Here is a 17,251-nt window from a genome sequence, read left to right on the forward strand (position 1 = left end):
ACCCGGGCTGACGAGGTTCTCGATTTCAGATAAGAATACTGTACAAAAGTATAGTTCTAGGTGCAAGCATTTCCTGCCCCTAAATCTTGGGGCAATCGTTATTCTGAGACACAACGATCACCAATGAAATCGCCCGGGTTCCAAAAGCAAAGGGGCCAACGTGGCCCCTCAGTTTGTTCATGTGAATGGGTGATTTGTATTTACGTTACGCTTGACCACAGATCTTCTACATCTTTCTTGACTCGCTCCAGTTCAGCCTTCAAGGCGGCGACTTCGGCGCGGAGTTCACGAATCGCTTCGCTGTCGCTCGAACTACTGGTTGTTGCCGTCGGAGTGGCTGCGGCGGCAGACGCAACTGGGGCCGGGCTCGCAGGCGGGGCGCTCGCTGGGGAGGGCGAGGGAGCGTGACTAGGCGCCGGTACCGCTTCTTCGGCGGGCACCACGCGTCCATCGCCAAGCTGTTGACGCTGCTCGGCTAGTTCTTTTTCGGAATAGAGGCCGTGCGTTACGATTTGTCCTCGACCTTTAGGTGTCAGAGGAATTACCAGCTTCTTGCGCTGCAGTTCATCGAGTAGTGGCTGAAGCGACGCCATATCAGGGATTTTCCCCATGCGGGCAGCTCGGCCGCGAAGTTCGCCCACGGTTTGGGGACCGCGAAGCAAGAGTTCGGCCATGATTGCCAGTTCGTTGCCATCGCAGCCTAACCAGTCCTTCATGTAGTGGCGAAACTTAACGACACGTCCGTCGCCATGTACTTCCGCGACGGCGTTGAGGCTTCGAAGCTGTTCCAGGGCTTCTTCGACTTCCCAGCCCTCCAAACTCATCTGAGGGTCGCGGTTGCTTTTTTGGTTGCAGCCGGTTGTTAGGCCGTTAAGCGACATGGGATAAGCGTCCGGGGTGGTCTTGGCCTTTTCTACCAACACCCCGAGAACCCGCCGCTGAATTTTAGAAATGGGGCGCCAAGCGGGTTCGGGAGATTCTAGATCCTGGGACATGAGAGGCCTTCCTGCTAATACGACAAGATGTTTGCCGCGCAGGATACGACGCTCGCCCCCAAAAGGCAAGGTGCTCAGGAGTTTGAAGTTTTCAGTGTTCAGGTTTCTATGAAGAAACAGAACATGAGCGGGTTAACGAAGCGCGCTAAATGCAGCGTGTTTCCCAGATCGCCGAATACTGAAAACTTCCACGACTCCCAGCGGATTAGCCTTGCGACGAGTTGGCCTGAGCATCGCGAGCCGCCGGAATCAAGAATTCCAGGTGATGCTGGCAGTGCCACAAGTGGACTTTGCGCCACTGTTCGGCCGTCAGGTTGCCAAACGCCGGTGAGGCGACGAACTCGACATTGGGATCTTGGATGCGGGCAATCGCCTTTTCCAATTGGGGAAGGGCGTTGGCATCTTCGGTCCATTCGTCCGGTTCCAGCTCTTTGAGAGTTGGCATCTTGGCGGGGATCCGTTCGTTGCGAAGTACTTTGCCCAAGTACATCATCCGCAGAAACGGTCGCACAAGCGGAGCGAAACCTGGGGCCGACTTAAAGCCGTCGATCGAATCATCCATGAAGCGCGAGACGTGATCGCAGATCTGACCGAGCGACCACTTCGAGACACGATGGTACCCGACGCGAGACAGACTTTTGGCCTCCGCCAAAACATCCTCGAATGATTGGAGGTGAAGGTGACGCCGCGACAACCGGTCGGTAGCGCCGTTACGATTAAAGCTCATTTTGCACCGATGGTAATGTTCCAGTGTATGGCCCGCCCCGTTGGCGGACACACGGCAAGTTGCTGGGTGCCTCTGGATACCAAAAAACAATACACGGTTCCGACATGTATCGTCTCTTACGTCAGGTGGTGCCTAGCTTCTCTGCTGTTCCTTCCGCTGGCCTGGAAGTTATCGAATGTGCAAGAAGACTTTATGAGCTTTTATTGAATGATACGATCGTCTTCAGGCTTATCGACACGAGGAGTCTGACCGCCTCGCAGAACACTATTTCCTTCGAACAACGATCGCTGATCGATAGGTTCTGGAGAAAGCCAATCCGATTCCTCGAACTGACCGCTCTGACCATAGGCTGCCAGAGCGTTCTTGTAACAGGTTAGCTCAACGTGCTCTTTGGGAATACCCCGCTCTAGCATCAAATTCCCGGTTTTCGGAACCGCTAGCGGATCGGATACTCCCCAGTCGGCGGACGAGTCGATAATGATGCGCTCAGCACCATATTTCTTAACAACTTCAACCATTCGTTCATTACCCATCTTCGTCTTTGGATAGATGGTAAATGCCGTCCAATAACCGCGTCGTAAGACTTCTTCACAGGTCTCCTCATTATTGTGGTCAATGACCACCATATGAGGTGGAATTTCATGTTCCTCAATGATGTCCATGCTCCGATACGTTCCCTGCTTCTTATTGCGATGGGGCGTATGAATCAGGATCGGAAGATTCACTTCCTTCGCCATTTCCAGCTGAATTCGGAGGTACTTTTCCTCGGCGGCTGTCATGTCGTCAAAGCCGATTTCACCGACAGCCACGACGTTCTCTTTCGCCAGGAACAGCGGCATCAACTCCATCACTTGTTCGGCCAACGCTTCGTTATTGGCTTCCTTCGAGTTAAGGCCGATGGTGCAATAATGGCGAATGCCAAACTGCGCCGCGCGGAACTTCTCGAATCCGACCAGGCTACTGAAGTAATCTTGAAATGACCCTACATTGGTGCGTGGCTGACCCAGCCAAAATGCGGGCTCGATGATTGCTGCGACACCGGCAGCTGCCATCGCTTCGTAGTCGTCGGTAGTTCGCGAAGTAACGTGAATGTGCGGGTCGATGAATTTCATGGTTGGTAGCACGCAAGTGTGAAGTTTTTCAGTATTCAGTTTTCGGAAGCGTACGCTTGCTCGGCGATTCCACGCCAGGTGATATCACCACTCTCGGCTCGCTTGGCGACTTCGGGATCGGTTTTCAAAATCTCGTCCGCTTCATCGAGCGCCGTTGATACCAAGGCCAAAGCGATCGCCGACTTCTCGAGGTTCTCGCCTGAGGTATATAACGCCTTCATATCTTCTAAGGCGATCTCATCCGCGAAGGGAGCGGCAACCCGCCACAGTTCGACCGGGATCGGTCGCTTGGCGGCTCGGCGTTCGTGGGCAAAGTCGATCAGCATGCGAGCCAGTTCCGGGTTCACGCGTTGGTCCAGGCCTTCAATCGGATCGAGCGCGGCGCCGATGAACAATGCCTTTAGAACCATCTGGTTCCATGCTGGCTCCGACATTAACTCCATCGGTAGTGGATTGCAGTGGGCAATCGCACAGAAGACCGTCTTGATGTTCGTGCGAATGCCTTCGGCCAAACGGTCGTCGAACAGCTCTTGATGCGGAAGCAGCTGCAACGCTTGGTATAAGCAAATTTGTTCCCGAATCTCGGCTGTCTGGAACAGCTTCTCAATCGTCGCGAGATAAGCGGCATCGTCCTCGCTAGGCAACGACATGAGCAGCAGCACGCGTGCTGCTTGATCGATCGTCCAGGTCTGTGGCTGCCAGCCCGGACGAGATTCGGCAGCGTCGTTCAGGTCGCGCTCCGTCAGTTCGAGATCTGCCTTGCCGATCTTACGTGGGGCGAATCCGAACGCCAGATATAGTGACTTCGGATCGCCGGAAGCGACCGCTTCGCGCTGCGTATCCAGCCAAGCCTGACCGGCATCAGAGGCCTGACGCAAGATCCAATTCTCGAGTAGCTGAATTGGCGTGTAGGACATGTTGATCGACCTGATTGTCAAATGGAGGAATCCCTGTGGCTTAATCTAGCGTTAAGGGACCACCTTTTAGCCTAAATCTTGAAAGTCGCCCTGGCAAGAGATTCACGTCTACGACGTGAGTTCCCGCAAAGGAATGTAAATTGTCGTAACTAGCCGCTTTGAAGCAGCTTTGCCGCTTGGGGAGCAAAGTAGGTCAAGATCCCGTCTGCCCCCGCTCGCTTGAAGCCCATCAGGCTTTCCATCATCGACTTCTCGAGATCCAGCCAACCGTTTCCGGCGGCGGCGTGTAGCATCGCGTACTCGCCGGAGACCTGATACACGTAGGTCGGCACCGAGAATGTCTCTTTCACACGCTGCACAATGTCGAGATAGGGCATTCCTGGTTTGACCATCACCATGTCGGCTCCTTCTTTTAGGTCGAGCGCCACCTCGCGGAGGGCTTCGTCCGAATTGGCCGGATCCATTTGGTAGGTCTTCTTGTCGCCACCACCCAGGTTGCCTGACGAGCCCACCGCATCACGGAACGGGCCATAGAAGGCTGAAGCGTACTTTGCGGCGTAGGCCATGATCTGGACGTGTTGGTAGCAGTCGTGATCCAGGGCATTGCGGATCGCTCCAATCCGACCATCCATCATGTCGCTCGGTGCGATGATGTCGCATCCGGCTTGTGCTTGGACAATCGCTTGCCGGCACAGCATCTCGACGGTCTCGTCGTTGACCACGTAACCATCGCGAACCAGTCCGTCTTGCCCATGGCTCGAATAAGGATCGAGCGCCACATCACAAAGGATGCCCAAGTCGAGGTTTTGTTCTTTAATCGCCCGGACGGCTTGGCAAACTAGATTGTCTGGGTTGATCGCCTCTTCGCATTCCGGCGTCTTCAGTTCGGCTGGCGTAGCCGGGAATAGGGCGATCACCGGAATGCCCAAGCTTTCCGCTCGTTGGGCTTCTTCGACCGCGATGTCGATCGTCAGTCGATCGACGCCTGGGAGCGAAGGGACCGGGGTTCGCTTCCCTTCGCCAGGCTGTACGAAGATTGGCCAGATCAAATCGTCGACCGTCAGGGTGTTTTCGCGAACAAGCCGGCGTGACCAGGCCGTCTGACGGCTACGGCGCGGACGATAGCGTGGATAGTCTCCGAGATGACCCGAGGCGGACATAAATCTGGTTTTCCGGATAGGATTTCTGCGATGGATTGACTTTTAGCGACGCTTGGAAACGATTATCCATAAATAAGTTATCGACAATTCACGTTCCGCTCGCGAAGGGAATTGTTGAGCCGCCGCGGGTGGCAGACAACAATAATAAGTCAGTGGTGGGGTATTCGTTAGTTTACTCACTTCGCCCCCCGCTGGGCAGTCTCCCGCGAAATGTAACGTCGCGAGCTTCTCGTACATCTCAAGACTTACTGTTCGGATTGCGGTATCATAAAGCCCCCTAAGTGGTTTGATTCCCAACAAGGACAGCATGTCCTTTTGACTGAAATATGCGGTTGCCCCCGCGCGAATCTGCCGGTCTAAGACCTTGGCAATTTCCAACCGCCTTTGCATTACACTCCGCCAAGGAAACTTCGATGACGCCCGAGTCTCCCCTGTCTTCTCAACCTGGTTCGACTGCTTCGCTGACTCCCGACGCGATGCGTCCTTTGGCCATGGATACCTCACCACGTCTCCTTCCCGATGTGGCTAACGATACGGCGCCTCAGTTCCAATCGTCCATCGACCGGGTAGGAATGTCCGGTATCGAAGTCGCCATCCTGGTGAAAGGCGAGGACGACGTGCTGATGCGGACGCCGGCCAAGGTCGACGCTTACGTCAGCTTGGACGACCCAGCGATTAAGGGCATCCACATGTCCCGGCTCTACTTGAGCCTGCAGAACGAATTGCATACCGAGTTCTCGCGGAAGCAGATCGAACGCATCTTGGGCCGCTTCTTGGAAACTCACCAAGAGATGAGCGGTTCGGCCTACGTGAAGTTCTCGTTCGAGCACATGATCCAGCGTGCTTCCTTGCTTTCGGAGAATACCGCTTGGCGAAGCTATCCGATCCAAGTCGAAGCTCTGCAGAAGGGGAGCGAGGTTAAATATCGAATTCACGTTCGCCTGACCTATTCGAGCGCTTGTCCCTGCTCGGCAGCGTTGTCGCGTCAGCTTCTGCAGCAACAATTTGAAGAGCAATTCTATGGGCACAATTGGATGAGCGCCGCCACTGTGCTGAACTGGTTGGGATCGAACAGCACCTTGATCGCGGTTCCGCACAGTCAGCGTAGCCATGCTGACATCACGGTTGATCTGGACGAATCGCGAAGCGACCTGCCGATTGACGAGATCATTCAACGAACCGAAGGTGTGTTGAATACGGCAGTGCAAGCAGCCGTGAAGCGAGCCGACGAACAAGAGTTCGCTCGTTTGAACGGTGAGAACTTAATGTTCTGCGAAGATGCTGCACGCCGAATGAAGTCGGCCATCGATCCGATGGAGGGAGTTACAGACTACCGAATTCAAGCCAGTCACTTCGAAAGTTTGCATCCACACGATGCTGTGGCCATCGTGGTGAAGGGTGTTCCGGGGGGGGTGAAGCCGTAATCGCCGAACCAAAACCGTCCACTGCCAGGATCATTATCCATGGTTAATCGTCGTGATCTTATGAAACAAGCTGCCGCTCTGGTAGCTTGTTCTGCATTCATGGCTCCTCACCAGCTACTCGCAGCATTGGCTGAGGCTGAACTCCCGATTGCCACCCAGCAATATCCGTGGGGGACCTTCTATGGACGTAGCGGAAAGAACGCCGGTGATCTGAAGGCCTTATTGTCGGACGTGGCTTCCTGCGGATTTGTGGGGTACGAACCGATCGCTGGCTCGCCAGAACAAATCGGTGCGATCGCGAAAGAAGCCAAGGATAACGGACTGAAGGTCGATTCCCTCTACGTGAACAGCACCCTTCACGATACCAGCCAAACGCAGGTAAGTATGGAATCGGTCTTGGCAATCGCCACGGCCGCGAAAAAGACCTGTGGGACAAAGGTCATCGTGACCAACCCCAGCCCAATTCAGTGGGGAGGCGGTCAGGATAAGTCAGATCAGCAGCTTCGGACTCAAGCCAAGGCGCTTAATCAATTAGGAGCGAAGCTACGCGAAAACGGTCAGGTCTTGGCTTACCACAACCACGACGCCGAGCTTCGCCAGGGCGCACGGGAACTGCATCATATGCTGACGGCGACCAATCCAGAGAATGTCAAGTTTTGTTTGGATGCCCACTGGATCTACCGCGGCTGTGGTGACTCGGAAGTCGCCGTGTTGGATGTCGTTCGTCTTCATCGCTCTCGAATCGTCGAGCTACATCTACGCCAGTCGCACGACGGTGTTTGGGATGAAGCATTCGGAGAAGGGGATATTGATTACGGTCAGTTAGCGGAAATGCTGGCCGATTTGCCCACGAAGCCGTTGTTGGTGTTAGAACAATGTATCGAAGGTAAAACTCCCAACACGATGGATGCGGTTGAGGCACACCAGCGTGGGCGAGTCTATGCGCAGCAAGTCTTTCAGCGATGGGCCAGCAAGTGACAAACACGGATCAGCAACTGACTCTTCGTCAGGCTCAAGATGATGTCGATCAATGGATTCAAACGATCGGCGTGCGGTACTTCTCCGAACTCACCAACTTGGCGCAGCTCGTCGAAGAAGTGGGCGAAGTTGCTCGCGTGATCTCGCGGACTTACGGCGAGCAAAGTTTCAAGCCGTCCGATGAAAAGGTTGAGCTCTCGGACGAACTGGCTGATGTCTTATTCGTCTTAATCTGCCTCGCCAATCAAACAGGCGTCGATCTGACCGAGGCACTGAAACGCAACCTCGACAAGAAGACGAAGCGAGATGCGACTCGACATCAGCAAAACGCGAAGCTGAAATAGACGGCAGTTAGGAAGCCTACGTAATTCAGGTGTCCACCGATAAATAAGGTAATTGCTGGCGTAAAGTCATTTTATCTTCCGTTGAACATTCGCTCTGACGTAACAGGAACGAATCCTTCATCCGGTAGCCGAAAACATGTCGACTTAGAGCCTGGGTTTGGTGCTTTCGTTTCTATAGCTTGAACTCACGGGTAAGTATCAGCAACTCGTTCGCTCGCCATCGCTTACGAGGATTTGCCGGTTGGAAGCGGCGAAGAGAATTTCACTTCCTCGGTCGTCGCGTGTGAATGCGATCACTTAGATCGCTTTCATCACAAAAATCCACTGATTTCGTTGGATCTGCGGGGATCGCGATTGGCTTCGTCAAGAAACTCCCTCTCGTTAGGTACTAGCAAAGCTGTGTGAAAAATGGTACGATGGTTCGAGCTGTAGAGAAAGTATCGGCGACATAGTCGGGGTCATGAGGACTCCAATGACGTTCTTTGTTGTTCTCGATCCGTGAGGTAAATGAGTCAACTTCAATTGACTCAACGAATTACGGGCAGCCATCTGGCTTTATGGAGAAAGCTGTAACGTGCGAGCAGGAGGCTAAGCTCTTCGAATCCTTATCATAGGAGCTTCCCATGCTGACCGATGGTGAAAAGAAAGTCCTCAGAACGTTCCGCCAATACTTGATGGATCCTGGCCGAATGCTCTGCTTCACTGGTCCTATGCTGGCAACCCACAAAAACTCCCTCGCCAAATTGGTCAAGCGGGAATACTTGGTCCCGGAAACGTTTAAAGGCGCTTACAGCCTGACCAACGCCGGTTTCAAAGCGATGCGAACTTGCGGTAAATAACAACCTCCCTGAAGGTTGGATTCTTATATTCGGGTGTTGGGATGATTTCGCTCAGAAGTCGCCCAGCACCCGTTTTTCGTTCAATATCGAATGAAGCAACCCCGCTGCCAGGACAAACATGTCCGGCTACCCGGACAAGTGGCAAGGAAGCCACTTGCTCCTGACAGGCAGACTCTACGAATGACATCATCGGGAGTTCCATACGAGCTTGCTTTCGTTCCCTCTCGTGTTGAAGGGCATGTTGGCGTAACGCTTGTGCGTGTCTTCCCAGATCGCATGGTGATCAAGTCATCAACGGGGCAACGCGTCGTGCGATTTAGGAAGATTGCTCGCTATCATGAATCGCTTCCTCGACGGATCTTGTGGCGAATGCTACTCAAGCGTCCAAGCACACCATCTGTCGCCTACCGTGACTGGTTTCACGCTCCCCCGGAACGATTCTTTCGTTTTCACACCTCGCCTCCGCTCACGATCACGATGCCCGTCGACGAGCCGGCAGACTATGCAGCCAGTAACTTCTTCGCCATTCAGCAAGTGATACGTGCTGGCGGATACGAGACATTGGACCTCGGCTAGATTGGTTGACCCGTGATTCCTCGCCAGCGATCATGATGCTTCTCGAATCGGTCTCCAGGTCGCCCAGGTGCTCAACATTGGGGGAAGCTCATCATGACTCAAATGCAAAGCGGTGCGCTGATTCTCTCGATCGTGCTTTCCTCACATGCGGCGTTGTTTGCCAAAGACACCGACTGTGCATGGAAGCAAACGGCCGTGCTTAATGCTCCCGAGGCCTTTCAAGCCGCTGCGGCTGACAATCGTCATGTTTACGCGATCACCAATCGAACGATTGCCAAGTACGATCGTGCGACTCAACGGCTTGTCGCTCGGAGTGAAGGAGATGCCCATCATCTCAATAGTGGATTCTTGCACGAGGGAAAGCTGTACTGTGCTCATTCCAGCTATCCGCTGAAGCCGGAGTCGAGCATCATCAAAGTGCTCGATCTCAAGACAATGCAGTTGAGCGACTTTCACGACTTTGGCCACTCTGTCCATGGCAGCTTGACGGTCGCCTTATTCAAGGACAACGCATGGTGGTGCGTCTTCGCCGTCTATGGCAAAGAAGAAAATGCTCGGACCGCGTTAGTGAAGTTTGATCAAGCGTGGAATGAGAAGCAGGTGTGGACATTTCCTGAAAGTGTTGTGTCCGACTTGGGGTCGTCCAGTATCTCGGGTGGAATCTGGTGGGACGACAAGTTTCTTGCGACCGGGCATGATAAGAAGGTTCTCTATCGCTTGAAGTTGCCGCAGACCGGTACCGTGCTGGAACATCTCGCAACGTGCGAAACGCCGTTTCCAGGGCAGGGGATTGCCATTGATCCTGAGACAGGCGGCTTGGTAGGGATTAATCGCAAGAATCGGCAGGTAGTATTCGCGGAAACGGTCCCTTCTAAGAAACCGCAGTAACGTTGAGAGTATCTCCAATCGATCGATGATCTGTCTTATGCTGAAGCATTCTTATTGAGAACTACGCCGCCAACCCAACCCGGGCGACCAACGGAAGCCCCAGTTTCGCGGCAAGTTGGCCCGTAGCAATGTTAAGTCACGCGCGCAGAAATCAATAAATCGTTTCGCACGAGGAGCAGATCGGCATGAAGAAGCTGGATAGCAAGACAGCGATTGTCACAGGGGGATCACGAGGGATCGGGGCTAATATCTGCATGAGCCTAGCCGCCGCAGGCGCCAATGTAGTGGTCAACTATGCTCAGAATCAGGAAGCGGCTGAGCGAGTTGTCTCGGAAATCTTGTCTCAAGGAGGCAAGGCGATTGCGGTGGCTGGGGATGTTTCTAAATCGACCGAGGTGAAGCAGCTATTTGATCGCGCCGAATCCGAGTTTGGTCAAGTTGACATCTTGGTCAACAACGCAGGCGTCGTGCACTACAAGACGATCGCAGAAACCACCGATGAAGAGTTTGATCAGGTGATGAAGGTCAACGCCTACGGCGCGTTTTATGGGATGCGTGAAGCGGCAACACGCCTGGCGGAAGGTGGTCGCGTGATTAACATCTCGAGCTCGGCCGTCCGCATGATGCTACCGACTTATGGTCCCTACTGCGCAACCAAGGGAGCGATGGAGCAATTGACACGCAGCTTCGCCAAAGAGATGGGATCTCGCCGTATTACCGTGAATGCGGTTTCCCCAGGGCCGACCGAGACGGAGTTGTTTATGGAGAACAACGAGTCGGAAAAGATCGAACGCATGAAGAATCTTTCTGCGTTTGGAAGACTTGGCAAAGTCGAAGACATGGGGCCGGTCGTAGTGTTCTTGGCAAGCGAAGACGGCGGTTGGATTACCGGGCAAGTCATCCCGGTGAATGGTGGTACGGCTTAGCGGGTTCGTCATCGCAGAGGTGAAGATCTTGCCATTGGTTGTCTATCGGGCTGCATCTCCGCCTATTGTTAAGCTCCCAACTTTGTCGTCCTCCCTGAAAGGGCAGTGTAATGATAAGTTCTGGGATTAAGTGATTAAAAGCAGTGGATATCTCGGGTAAGCATGATTTGTGGGCACCAACAAACGAAGAGCCTAATGTCCTAGCAACTTCGCATCGGTGGGTCTTGTTTGGTTAAGAATCTGCGAACATGGTGCAAATTTGCAACGTCAGTGGATGTAATTGAAACCGCCTTTATCTCTCGGTTAATGGACTCACTGTGGATGCTGCTGGCTCTGTGACTGGCATTGCGGTCAAACGTAAGCCGTTGGGCCAGAGGCGCGGAACAGGATTTGTACTCTAGTCTGCCATGCATTTGTTAATGGCTTTTTCTTTGCCATTCATATTTCCTGCTTTCCATTCTTTTGGAGTCTCCCTGAATGACCGTCCGTACCCCACAGCGACATGCATTCACTCTTGTTGAGTTATTGGTCGTGATCGCGATCATCGGTGTTTTGATCGCTCTTCTGCTGCCGGCCGTGCAGCAAGCTCGTGAAGCCGCTCGCCGAATTCAGTGCACCAACAATCAGAAGCAAATTGGATTGGCTCTGCACAACTATCACGATACCTATGGCAAGTTGCCATACAACGCCGTTCCACAAACCGGCAGTGTTGGCGATCGTCAGCGCGGACCATCGTGGTTGACGCGCATTTTGCCTTTCGTGGAGCAGAGTGCTGCCTACGATCAGTTCGTCTTCACCGGCGACTGGACGATGCAGGACGGGCCAAGCCCAAATGCGAACATCCTTGGTCAGCTACGTGTTCCTGGGTTCAACTGTCCTTCCAGCCCACTGCCGGAAACCGAAACACAATCGACCAACGCCAACGGCGACGTGATTCTGCAGGTTGTGAATTACGTTGGCATCACCGGTTCGTACTGGCAGGGTGGAACAACCAACGTTGTGTCCCCTTCGCCACAAGATAGCAGCTATGGCGATGCGGTTTACAACGGCATGATCGTGCCGGTCAACACGAAGAGCAATGCGATCAGTCTGGCGAGTGTCACCGACGGTACCAGCAACACGATGATGGTCAGCGAACAGAGCGACTTCTTCTACGACGTCAACCGTGCGAAGATCACCCGCCGTAGCTCAGGTCACGCAGGACGTTCGTGGGGCAACGGTGGCGGTGCCGGTACCTGGACCGCAAATGTTACGACCTTGCGTTATCCGATCGCGACCGAAGGTGGTACGGGCAATGGAGCGAACTATCACGTGAACGTCGCTTTGGTTTCTGCTCATCCAGGTGGTGTGCTGGCAACGCTAGGTGATGCGAGTGTTCGTTTCGTCACCGAAACCGTGAACTTCGCAACCTTGACCGGACTGGCCGATCGCCAGGATGGTAACGTCCTAGGTGAATTCTAAGCCGCTGTCGATTGAAGTTAATCTCCGCAGGCTCATCGTTTGGATGGGCCTGCGATGCATCTCGTTTGATTGAGTGGCGCTTTATAAGCGTTGAACGCTCAGCATAGCACGCGAGGTGTTTCTCGATATCTTGGGCGGAATTTGATTTTGTGGAGCTGAATTAAGAATGACTTCGTGTAAGTACAATCCAGGCCTGCTTTCGCTTTTAGCGATTCTGGCAGTTAGTGCTCTGGGGTGCGCCGAGGAAGATTACGGCGATCTCGGGAAGGTAACTGGGGTAGTGACGATGGATGGTCAACCGTATCCCGGTGCCATGATCACGTTCACGCCTAGCGAAGGACGTCCCTCAAAGGGAATTACCGATCAATCAGGCAACTACGAGTTGATCTATATTCGTGATACCAAAGGTGCCGAACCAGGTCAGCATCGCGTGATGATCACAACCGTCCCGCCGGATCAACCCGACAACTACAGTGGTCCGAAGTTTAAGGACCCGATCCCGTCGAAGTACAACCTTCGTTCCGAATTGACCGAGAACGTCGTGCTTGGCCCGAACGAGTTCAACTTCGACCTGAAGAAGTAAGTGGCCAGCATCGCCTACTCGCTTCCATTTCCCAAGAGACGCCTCGGAGCTTACGCGTTCTGAGGCGTCTTTTTCTTTTCTTGAGGGAAGCTAGGATTGTGGGGGACCCTCTTTCTTCAGCCGAGACCAAACCATGATTGAAGAACAAGACCCACAGCCGGACGATCAGGAGTCGAGCGACGGCTATCGCCCACCCGTGGAGACCATGAAGTATGGCCAAATTGATCGCGAGCTAAGGGAAGTGTTTGGTGTCTCAGTGATGTATCTCCTGGTGCCGATCTTCTTACTGGTCACGGGTTCGATATCGGTGGTCGCTTCTCGATGGTTCTTGCGTGTGCTGCCGGGAGCGGCTGCCGTATTTGTGGCCTACTGGATCCTGTTGCGTGCGTTCGCCCCGATGTACGATGCCTCGCCCGAAATGGCCAATCGCTACTCACTGCTCATCTCACGAATCGCGGGCGGTATTATGAGTACTTCTCATAGTCGACTGGCTGCTCTCTATGATCGACGCGAAGAATTGAAGGACCTGGAACACGTAAATTGAGATATATTGCGGATTCCTTTAGATTGAGCAGTTTCACCTTAAGCGTGTGGGGGTTTACGTCCGTCGTTCCAGCCTCACGAGCGATCCTTCGAAAGGGGAGTGCGGATATAAGCCAAATACAGGATTAAGGACAGCAATTTGCTATGTGTAATATTGCGGGATATCTCAGCAATATAGACACTTAGTTGATTAGTGATGGAATTGTTCGATCGCCATGCGATTGAGTAGGGATAGGGAAAAAAGTCTACTTTCTCAGGATTATGCGCACCACGATTTCTCGGCCTGTATCCCTCGTTTGAATGGGGCTGTGTGAAATACAGCACCCTTAAGGTTAATTGGTGCTGTGTCAGCAAAAATACTTTCTTATACTTGCGCAAAACCGTAGCTGTAAGCTAGAGAAGTTGAGTATAAATGAACTTGCGGTGGCATAAGTTTCGTACGCGAACTAAATCGTCGTCCAAACTTGATCGCCCATCGGGAAGAATTGCCAAAGAGGCGCGGGGGGAGGACTCTCCGTGGTGATTCGACCGGCTCCTTAGATCCTGTAAGCGAGGAGCTCATCCACAACTCAATTTCTTTTATTTGTCTCTGGGAACAGAGAAGGAGACCGTACGTGACTCATTCCTCGTATGCGCGCCGGGGGTTTACCCTGGTGGAATTGCTCGTCGTGATCGCGATCATCGGCGTGCTGATTGCCCTGTTGCTGCCCGCTGTGCAGCAAGCTCGTGAAGCTGCCCGCCGTATTCAGTGCAACAATAACCTGAAGCAAATCGGTCTGGCGGTTCAGACTTATCACGACACCTACCGTAACAAGATCCCGTTCAACACCATGGGGAACTCAGGATCAAATCCATCTTTTTTTGTGCGATTGTTGCCGTTCATCGAACAGTCGGCCGCCTACAACTTGCTGGAATTTCCGGTCAACAATTTCGTAACGACAAACACCTACAACGGACAGTCGATTCCTAATGCGACAACGTTGTCGGCACTACGTGTGGATGGCTTCAAGTGCCCATCCAGCCCACTGCCAGAAACCTTCACCGACACGAACCTAAACCTTCAATTCCAGTTGGCTAGCTACGTCGGTATCAGTGGTTCTTACCTGCGTGGTGGTACGGCTCAGCCGTCGACCTTCCCGCCAACCACTCCGACTGGTACCCCAAACTTCGGCACCAACGGCGGCACCACTTACAACGGTATGATCGTCGCTTCCAGTCCCTCTGGGGTGAGCGTCTCGTCGCGTCCAATCGGTTTGGAAAGTGCCACGGACGGTACCAGCAACACGATGGTTGTCAGTGAATGTGGTAACTACTACTACGATCAAAACCGCAATCGTCAATCGCAGAACCTGAACTCCAGCTACGGCCTTGGCCTGGGTGGTGCTTGGAACAGCGCTTACTACGACAGCAACGGTTCGGTCGCTCAGAACGTGACCACGATCAAGTTCCCAATCAATTACCCGTACAACAGCCTCGATGGCTACGCCAGTCCTGGCGACGAAAACCTTCCTTTGGTTTCCGCTCACCCAGGTGGTGTCATCGCCATGTTTGCCGATGGTTCGTGTCAGTTCCTGACCGAGAACATCAATTACTCGGTTTTGACCGGCTTAGCCGATCGCCAAGATGGTACGGTCTTGGGTGAATATTAATCACCCTCCGGCAATTGCCCATTGATTCAACAAAGGCGAGGATACTTCAGGTGTCCTCGCCTTTTTCATGCCGTAGAAGATTTAGAGAGAAGCAAACTCCATTACGAGTCGAAGCTAAACGTATCGGTCGCTGCGATCGATGGCTCTGGCTCATTCTGGCTTTGCTGATAAGCGATTGCACTTGCCGCGCGAGCGTAATAATTCTGCAGCGTTCCCATGAGCTCTTGCTGCTCATTCTGCTTCTTGCTCAGCGGTAACTTGATCGTCTTGTTTTTGCCGTTCCGCTTGACCACCAAATCGAGGCGAGCGCCCCACTCGTTCTCGAACGACATCGATTCGATCTCGCGATAATAGATCGGCCTATCCCAGTCTTCGTAAGTGACTTTCTCATAGTCGAATTCGACAGGTCGATCCTTGGCAGCTACATGGGTAATTGGTGGGAAGAACTTCTCGACCAGTTCCTGCTCCGATTCATTCGCAGGGAGATAGCGATAGGCGAGAATGTTCTCGTGGAACTGGCGAAACTGCTCTTCGTAAGCAGTCCACTGATCACGTTCTAGGATTGTGGCAGCTTCGATCTTTTGAAACCATGTTCCGATTGATTCGTCGTAAAGCGCGTTTCGCATCGCATCCGGTGTTGCACTAAACCCGATCGCTTCCAGACGCTGTTTCAGTGGAGGATGTGAATCGAAGGGGTGCGAAGACGCGAGATCGCCCACGTTGTGTTTGTCAACGAATGCACTCGTGTAAGCTAGGAAGCCACCGTCAATTCGTTCCGACAGGTTCACCTGTTGATGCACTTCTTCGGCGTCAAAAAACTCCTTTTCCAATTCCGCGCGGTACTGAGAATAGGCGGTAATTCGTAACAGGGCATGGGCCATGTCATGTGGCGAAGTGCCTTCCGCGGCAAGTCGGTCGGCGCGGAATTCGCGTTGACGACTAAGGCTCCCCAAAGAGATCTCGTACAGGGCGCGGAACATGACTGCGAAGTAGAAGACTGGCATCGAGAGCCCGCCTTCGTACAGTCCTTGAAGAAAGTGGTCGTAGCGGGCGAGTAGGGGAGCGATACGTTGTGAATACAACGTGTCATTGCCGCTGAAATGTGCCAACTCATGCAGTAGCACGGCATCGGCTTCTTGGCCAGGCAGTTTCTTCAAAAGAGATAAGCTCACGAAAAGTGATCGACCTGTGAGCGTCTGAATCTGCTCGTCTTTGCCTTGCACTTTGATCGGGAGCTGCGTGACAAAGAAGTTGTCGTCAATCCCCGCAATCACGTGATCTGGCGGAGCCGTTTGCATCTTGCCGCTGAGAAGTTCCAGGTCATACCAAAGCTGCGGTGCCATCTCTCGTGTTAAGATTTCGCCTTGTACCACGAAGTCGTCATCAGGTCGCTTAAAGATGGCTGCGATTACCACACCGATCGCGCCCAGGGCGATACATGCAAATACGATAATCAGCTTCACGATATAGATGTCGAAGAAGAACGCCGGAATCCAAAACGAAAGCGAGAAAATCAACAGCCCCTGAGCAATGACTTCCAGCGTGCAAAAAATGCGCAGCGTCATCCAGCCAATTAGAAGACTGGTGTACTGCATAGCTTGCGATTGCAGCGAGATGAGCACACCAATACCAGTCATCACGAAAGCAGCAATACCGGCCAGGATACACGCCCAGCTGATGCGAATCGCCCAGACGACGGAGAGTTGATAGAACAGGAATTCCGAATCCTGGGCTTGTCGAAAGGCGACATCCTGGGGATGGCTGCTCACCAGCATATCGGACAAGCGATGCGATTGTAGGAACTCAATCGCCGCGGCCTTATCTTCAGGCGCGATCGTTGGATCGCTGCGGAGATCGGCTACCGTTGCCTCGAAGAATTGCTGATCGAATGATGACTGAACGTACTCATAAAAAATAAGACAAGCGATCGGAATTAGAAACAAGGCCAAAGCGGGATAGACGTAGGTTTTGGCAAACCCAAGCTTGCTAAAGTCTTCGGACATGAGGTGGCGTGCTCGCGATTGGGCCCAGGGCGGGCGATTAGAAGAGGGGCAGCAAATGGAAGCCAAGGCTTCCAGCGTGCAGTATGAAAGAATGTTAATGCCGAGGCAAGCAAAAGAGGAGTAATC

The 17,251-nt window shown here is 53.2% G+C and carries 17 protein-coding genes; 11 read left to right on the forward strand and 6 right to left on the reverse strand.

What is annotated here, in order from left to right; all coding sequences use genetic code 11:
* Positions 1–200 precede the first annotated feature (200 nt).
* The 5 genes from C5Y83_RS21710 to hemB form a co-directional block, all read right to left on the reverse strand.
* On the reverse strand, positions 201–995 hold the full coding sequence (locus C5Y83_RS21710) for a DUF480 domain-containing protein (protein WP_105331818.1): 795 nt from the start codon (positions 993–995) through the stop codon (positions 201–203).
* Positions 996–1,200: 205 nt separating this feature from the next.
* Positions 1,201–1,722 (reverse strand): DUF1569 domain-containing protein, encoded by a 522-nt coding sequence (locus C5Y83_RS21715; RefSeq protein ID WP_105331819.1) that lies wholly within the window; start codon positions 1,720–1,722, stop codon positions 1,201–1,203.
* Positions 1,723–1,922: 200 nt separating this feature from the next.
* Positions 1,923–2,834, reverse strand: a complete 912-nt coding sequence (locus C5Y83_RS21720; RefSeq protein WP_105331820.1) for a TatD family hydrolase — start codon at positions 2,832–2,834, stop codon at positions 1,923–1,925.
* A 35-nt stretch (positions 2,835–2,869) separates the two neighbouring features.
* On the reverse strand, positions 2,870–3,751 hold the full coding sequence (locus tag C5Y83_RS21725; RefSeq protein WP_105331821.1) for an EboA domain-containing protein: 882 nt from the start codon (positions 3,749–3,751) through the stop codon (positions 2,870–2,872).
* Positions 3,752–3,900: 149 nt separating this feature from the next.
* Positions 3,901–4,911 (reverse strand): porphobilinogen synthase, encoded by a 1,011-nt coding sequence (gene hemB, locus C5Y83_RS21730; RefSeq protein WP_105331822.1) that lies wholly within the window; start codon positions 4,909–4,911, stop codon positions 3,901–3,903.
* Between the two features lie 413 nt (positions 4,912–5,324).
* Here hemB and folE2 point away from each other — a divergent pair, with 413 nt between their 5' ends.
* The 11 genes from folE2 (at position 5,325) to C5Y83_RS21790 (ending at position 15,122) form a co-directional block, all read left to right on the forward strand.
* Positions 5,325–6,335: a GTP cyclohydrolase FolE2 gene (gene folE2, locus C5Y83_RS21740; protein WP_233207307.1), complete on the forward strand. Its 1,011-nt coding sequence runs from the start codon at positions 5,325–5,327 to the stop codon at positions 6,333–6,335.
* Between the two features lie 39 nt (positions 6,336–6,374).
* A complete protein-coding gene (locus C5Y83_RS21745; protein ID WP_199195092.1) occupies positions 6,375–7,313 on the forward strand; it encodes a sugar phosphate isomerase/epimerase family protein in 939 nt (312 codons plus the stop codon).
* The gene (locus C5Y83_RS21750) at positions 7,298–7,657 is read left to right on the forward strand and encodes a nucleotide pyrophosphohydrolase (RefSeq protein WP_105331824.1); all 360 of its coding nucleotides are present in this window, start codon (positions 7,298–7,300) and stop codon (positions 7,655–7,657) included. The genes C5Y83_RS21745 and C5Y83_RS21750 overlap by 16 nt, the downstream gene beginning before the upstream one ends.
* Positions 7,658–8,280: 623 nt before the next feature.
* Complete coding sequence (locus C5Y83_RS21755; RefSeq protein ID WP_105331825.1) at positions 8,281–8,496, forward strand: hypothetical protein; 216 nt, start codon at positions 8,281–8,283, stop codon at positions 8,494–8,496.
* Positions 8,497–8,676: 180 nt separating this feature from the next.
* Positions 8,677–9,072: a hypothetical protein gene (locus C5Y83_RS21760; RefSeq protein WP_105331826.1), complete on the forward strand. Its 396-nt coding sequence runs from the start codon at positions 8,677–8,679 to the stop codon at positions 9,070–9,072.
* Positions 9,073–9,165: 93 nt separating this feature from the next.
* The gene (locus C5Y83_RS21765) at positions 9,166–9,960 is read left to right on the forward strand and encodes an endonuclease (RefSeq protein ID WP_105331827.1); all 795 of its coding nucleotides are present in this window, start codon (positions 9,166–9,168) and stop codon (positions 9,958–9,960) included.
* A gap of 185 nt (positions 9,961–10,145) precedes the next feature.
* On the forward strand, positions 10,146–10,886 hold the full coding sequence (locus tag C5Y83_RS21770; protein ID WP_105331828.1) for an SDR family oxidoreductase: 741 nt from the start codon (positions 10,146–10,148) through the stop codon (positions 10,884–10,886).
* Positions 10,887–11,363: 477 nt separating this feature from the next.
* On the forward strand, positions 11,364–12,347 hold the full coding sequence (locus C5Y83_RS21775; protein ID WP_105331962.1) for a DUF1559 domain-containing protein: 984 nt from the start codon (positions 11,364–11,366) through the stop codon (positions 12,345–12,347).
* 166 nt (positions 12,348–12,513) lie between these two features.
* Positions 12,514–12,930, forward strand: coding sequence for a carboxypeptidase regulatory-like domain-containing protein (locus C5Y83_RS21780; RefSeq protein WP_105331829.1), 417 nt, complete (start codon positions 12,514–12,516; stop codon positions 12,928–12,930).
* Positions 12,931–13,063: 133 nt separating this feature from the next.
* The gene (locus tag C5Y83_RS21785; RefSeq protein ID WP_105331830.1) at positions 13,064–13,474 is read left to right on the forward strand and encodes a hypothetical protein; all 411 of its coding nucleotides are present in this window, start codon (positions 13,064–13,066) and stop codon (positions 13,472–13,474) included.
* 613 nt (positions 13,475–14,087) lie between these two features.
* A complete protein-coding gene (locus tag C5Y83_RS21790) occupies positions 14,088–15,122 on the forward strand; it encodes a DUF1559 domain-containing protein (RefSeq protein ID WP_146117872.1) in 1,035 nt (344 codons plus the stop codon).
* Between the two features lie 101 nt (positions 15,123–15,223).
* On the opposite strand, the gene C5Y83_RS21795 is transcribed toward C5Y83_RS21790, so the two are convergent.
* Positions 15,224–17,125, reverse strand: coding sequence for a M48 family metallopeptidase (locus C5Y83_RS21795; RefSeq protein ID WP_105331832.1), 1,902 nt, complete (start codon positions 17,123–17,125; stop codon positions 15,224–15,226).
* Positions 17,126–17,251: the final 126 nt, after the last annotated feature.

This window comes from Blastopirellula marina (genome assembly GCF_002967765.1).
Lineage (GTDB): Bacteria > Planctomycetota > Planctomycetia > Pirellulales > Pirellulaceae > Bremerella > Bremerella marina_A.

Coding starts and splice junctions, on each gene's coding strand:
- C5Y83_RS21765 (WP_105331827.1), top strand. CDS start 9,166: ATGACTCAAATGCAAAGCGGTGCGCTGATTCTCTCGATCGTGCTTTCC.
- C5Y83_RS21770 (WP_105331828.1), top strand. CDS start 10,146: ATGAAGAAGCTGGATAGCAAGACAGCGATTGTCACAGGGGGATCACGA.
- hemB (WP_105331822.1), bottom strand. CDS start 4,911: ATGTCCGCCTCGGGTCATCTCGGAGACTATCCACGCTATCGTCCGCGC.
- C5Y83_RS21710 (WP_105331818.1), bottom strand. CDS start 995: ATGTCCCAGGATCTAGAATCTCCCGAACCCGCTTGGCGCCCCATTTCT.
- C5Y83_RS21755 (WP_105331825.1), top strand. CDS start 8,281: ATGCTGACCGATGGTGAAAAGAAAGTCCTCAGAACGTTCCGCCAATAC.
- C5Y83_RS21785 (WP_105331830.1), top strand. CDS start 13,064: ATGATTGAAGAACAAGACCCACAGCCGGACGATCAGGAGTCGAGCGAC.
- C5Y83_RS21725 (WP_105331821.1), bottom strand. CDS start 3,751: ATGTCCTACACGCCAATTCAGCTACTCGAGAATTGGATCTTGCGTCAG.
- C5Y83_RS21715 (WP_105331819.1), bottom strand. CDS start 1,722: ATGAGCTTTAATCGTAACGGCGCTACCGACCGGTTGTCGCGGCGTCAC.
- C5Y83_RS21780 (WP_105331829.1), top strand. CDS start 12,514: ATGACTTCGTGTAAGTACAATCCAGGCCTGCTTTCGCTTTTAGCGATT.
- C5Y83_RS21720 (WP_105331820.1), bottom strand. CDS start 2,834: ATGAAATTCATCGACCCGCACATTCACGTTACTTCGCGAACTACCGAC.
- C5Y83_RS21750 (WP_105331824.1), top strand. CDS start 7,298: ATGGGCCAGCAAGTGACAAACACGGATCAGCAACTGACTCTTCGTCAG.
- folE2 (WP_233207307.1), top strand. CDS start 5,325: ATGACGCCCGAGTCTCCCCTGTCTTCTCAACCTGGTTCGACTGCTTCG.
- C5Y83_RS21795 (WP_105331832.1), bottom strand. CDS start 17,125: ATGTCCGAAGACTTTAGCAAGCTTGGGTTTGCCAAAACCTACGTCTAT.
- C5Y83_RS21760 (WP_105331826.1), top strand. CDS start 8,677: ATGACATCATCGGGAGTTCCATACGAGCTTGCTTTCGTTCCCTCTCGT.
- C5Y83_RS21775 (WP_105331962.1), top strand. CDS start 11,364: ATGACCGTCCGTACCCCACAGCGACATGCATTCACTCTTGTTGAGTTA.
- C5Y83_RS21745 (WP_199195092.1), top strand. CDS start 6,375: ATGGTTAATCGTCGTGATCTTATGAAACAAGCTGCCGCTCTGGTAGCT.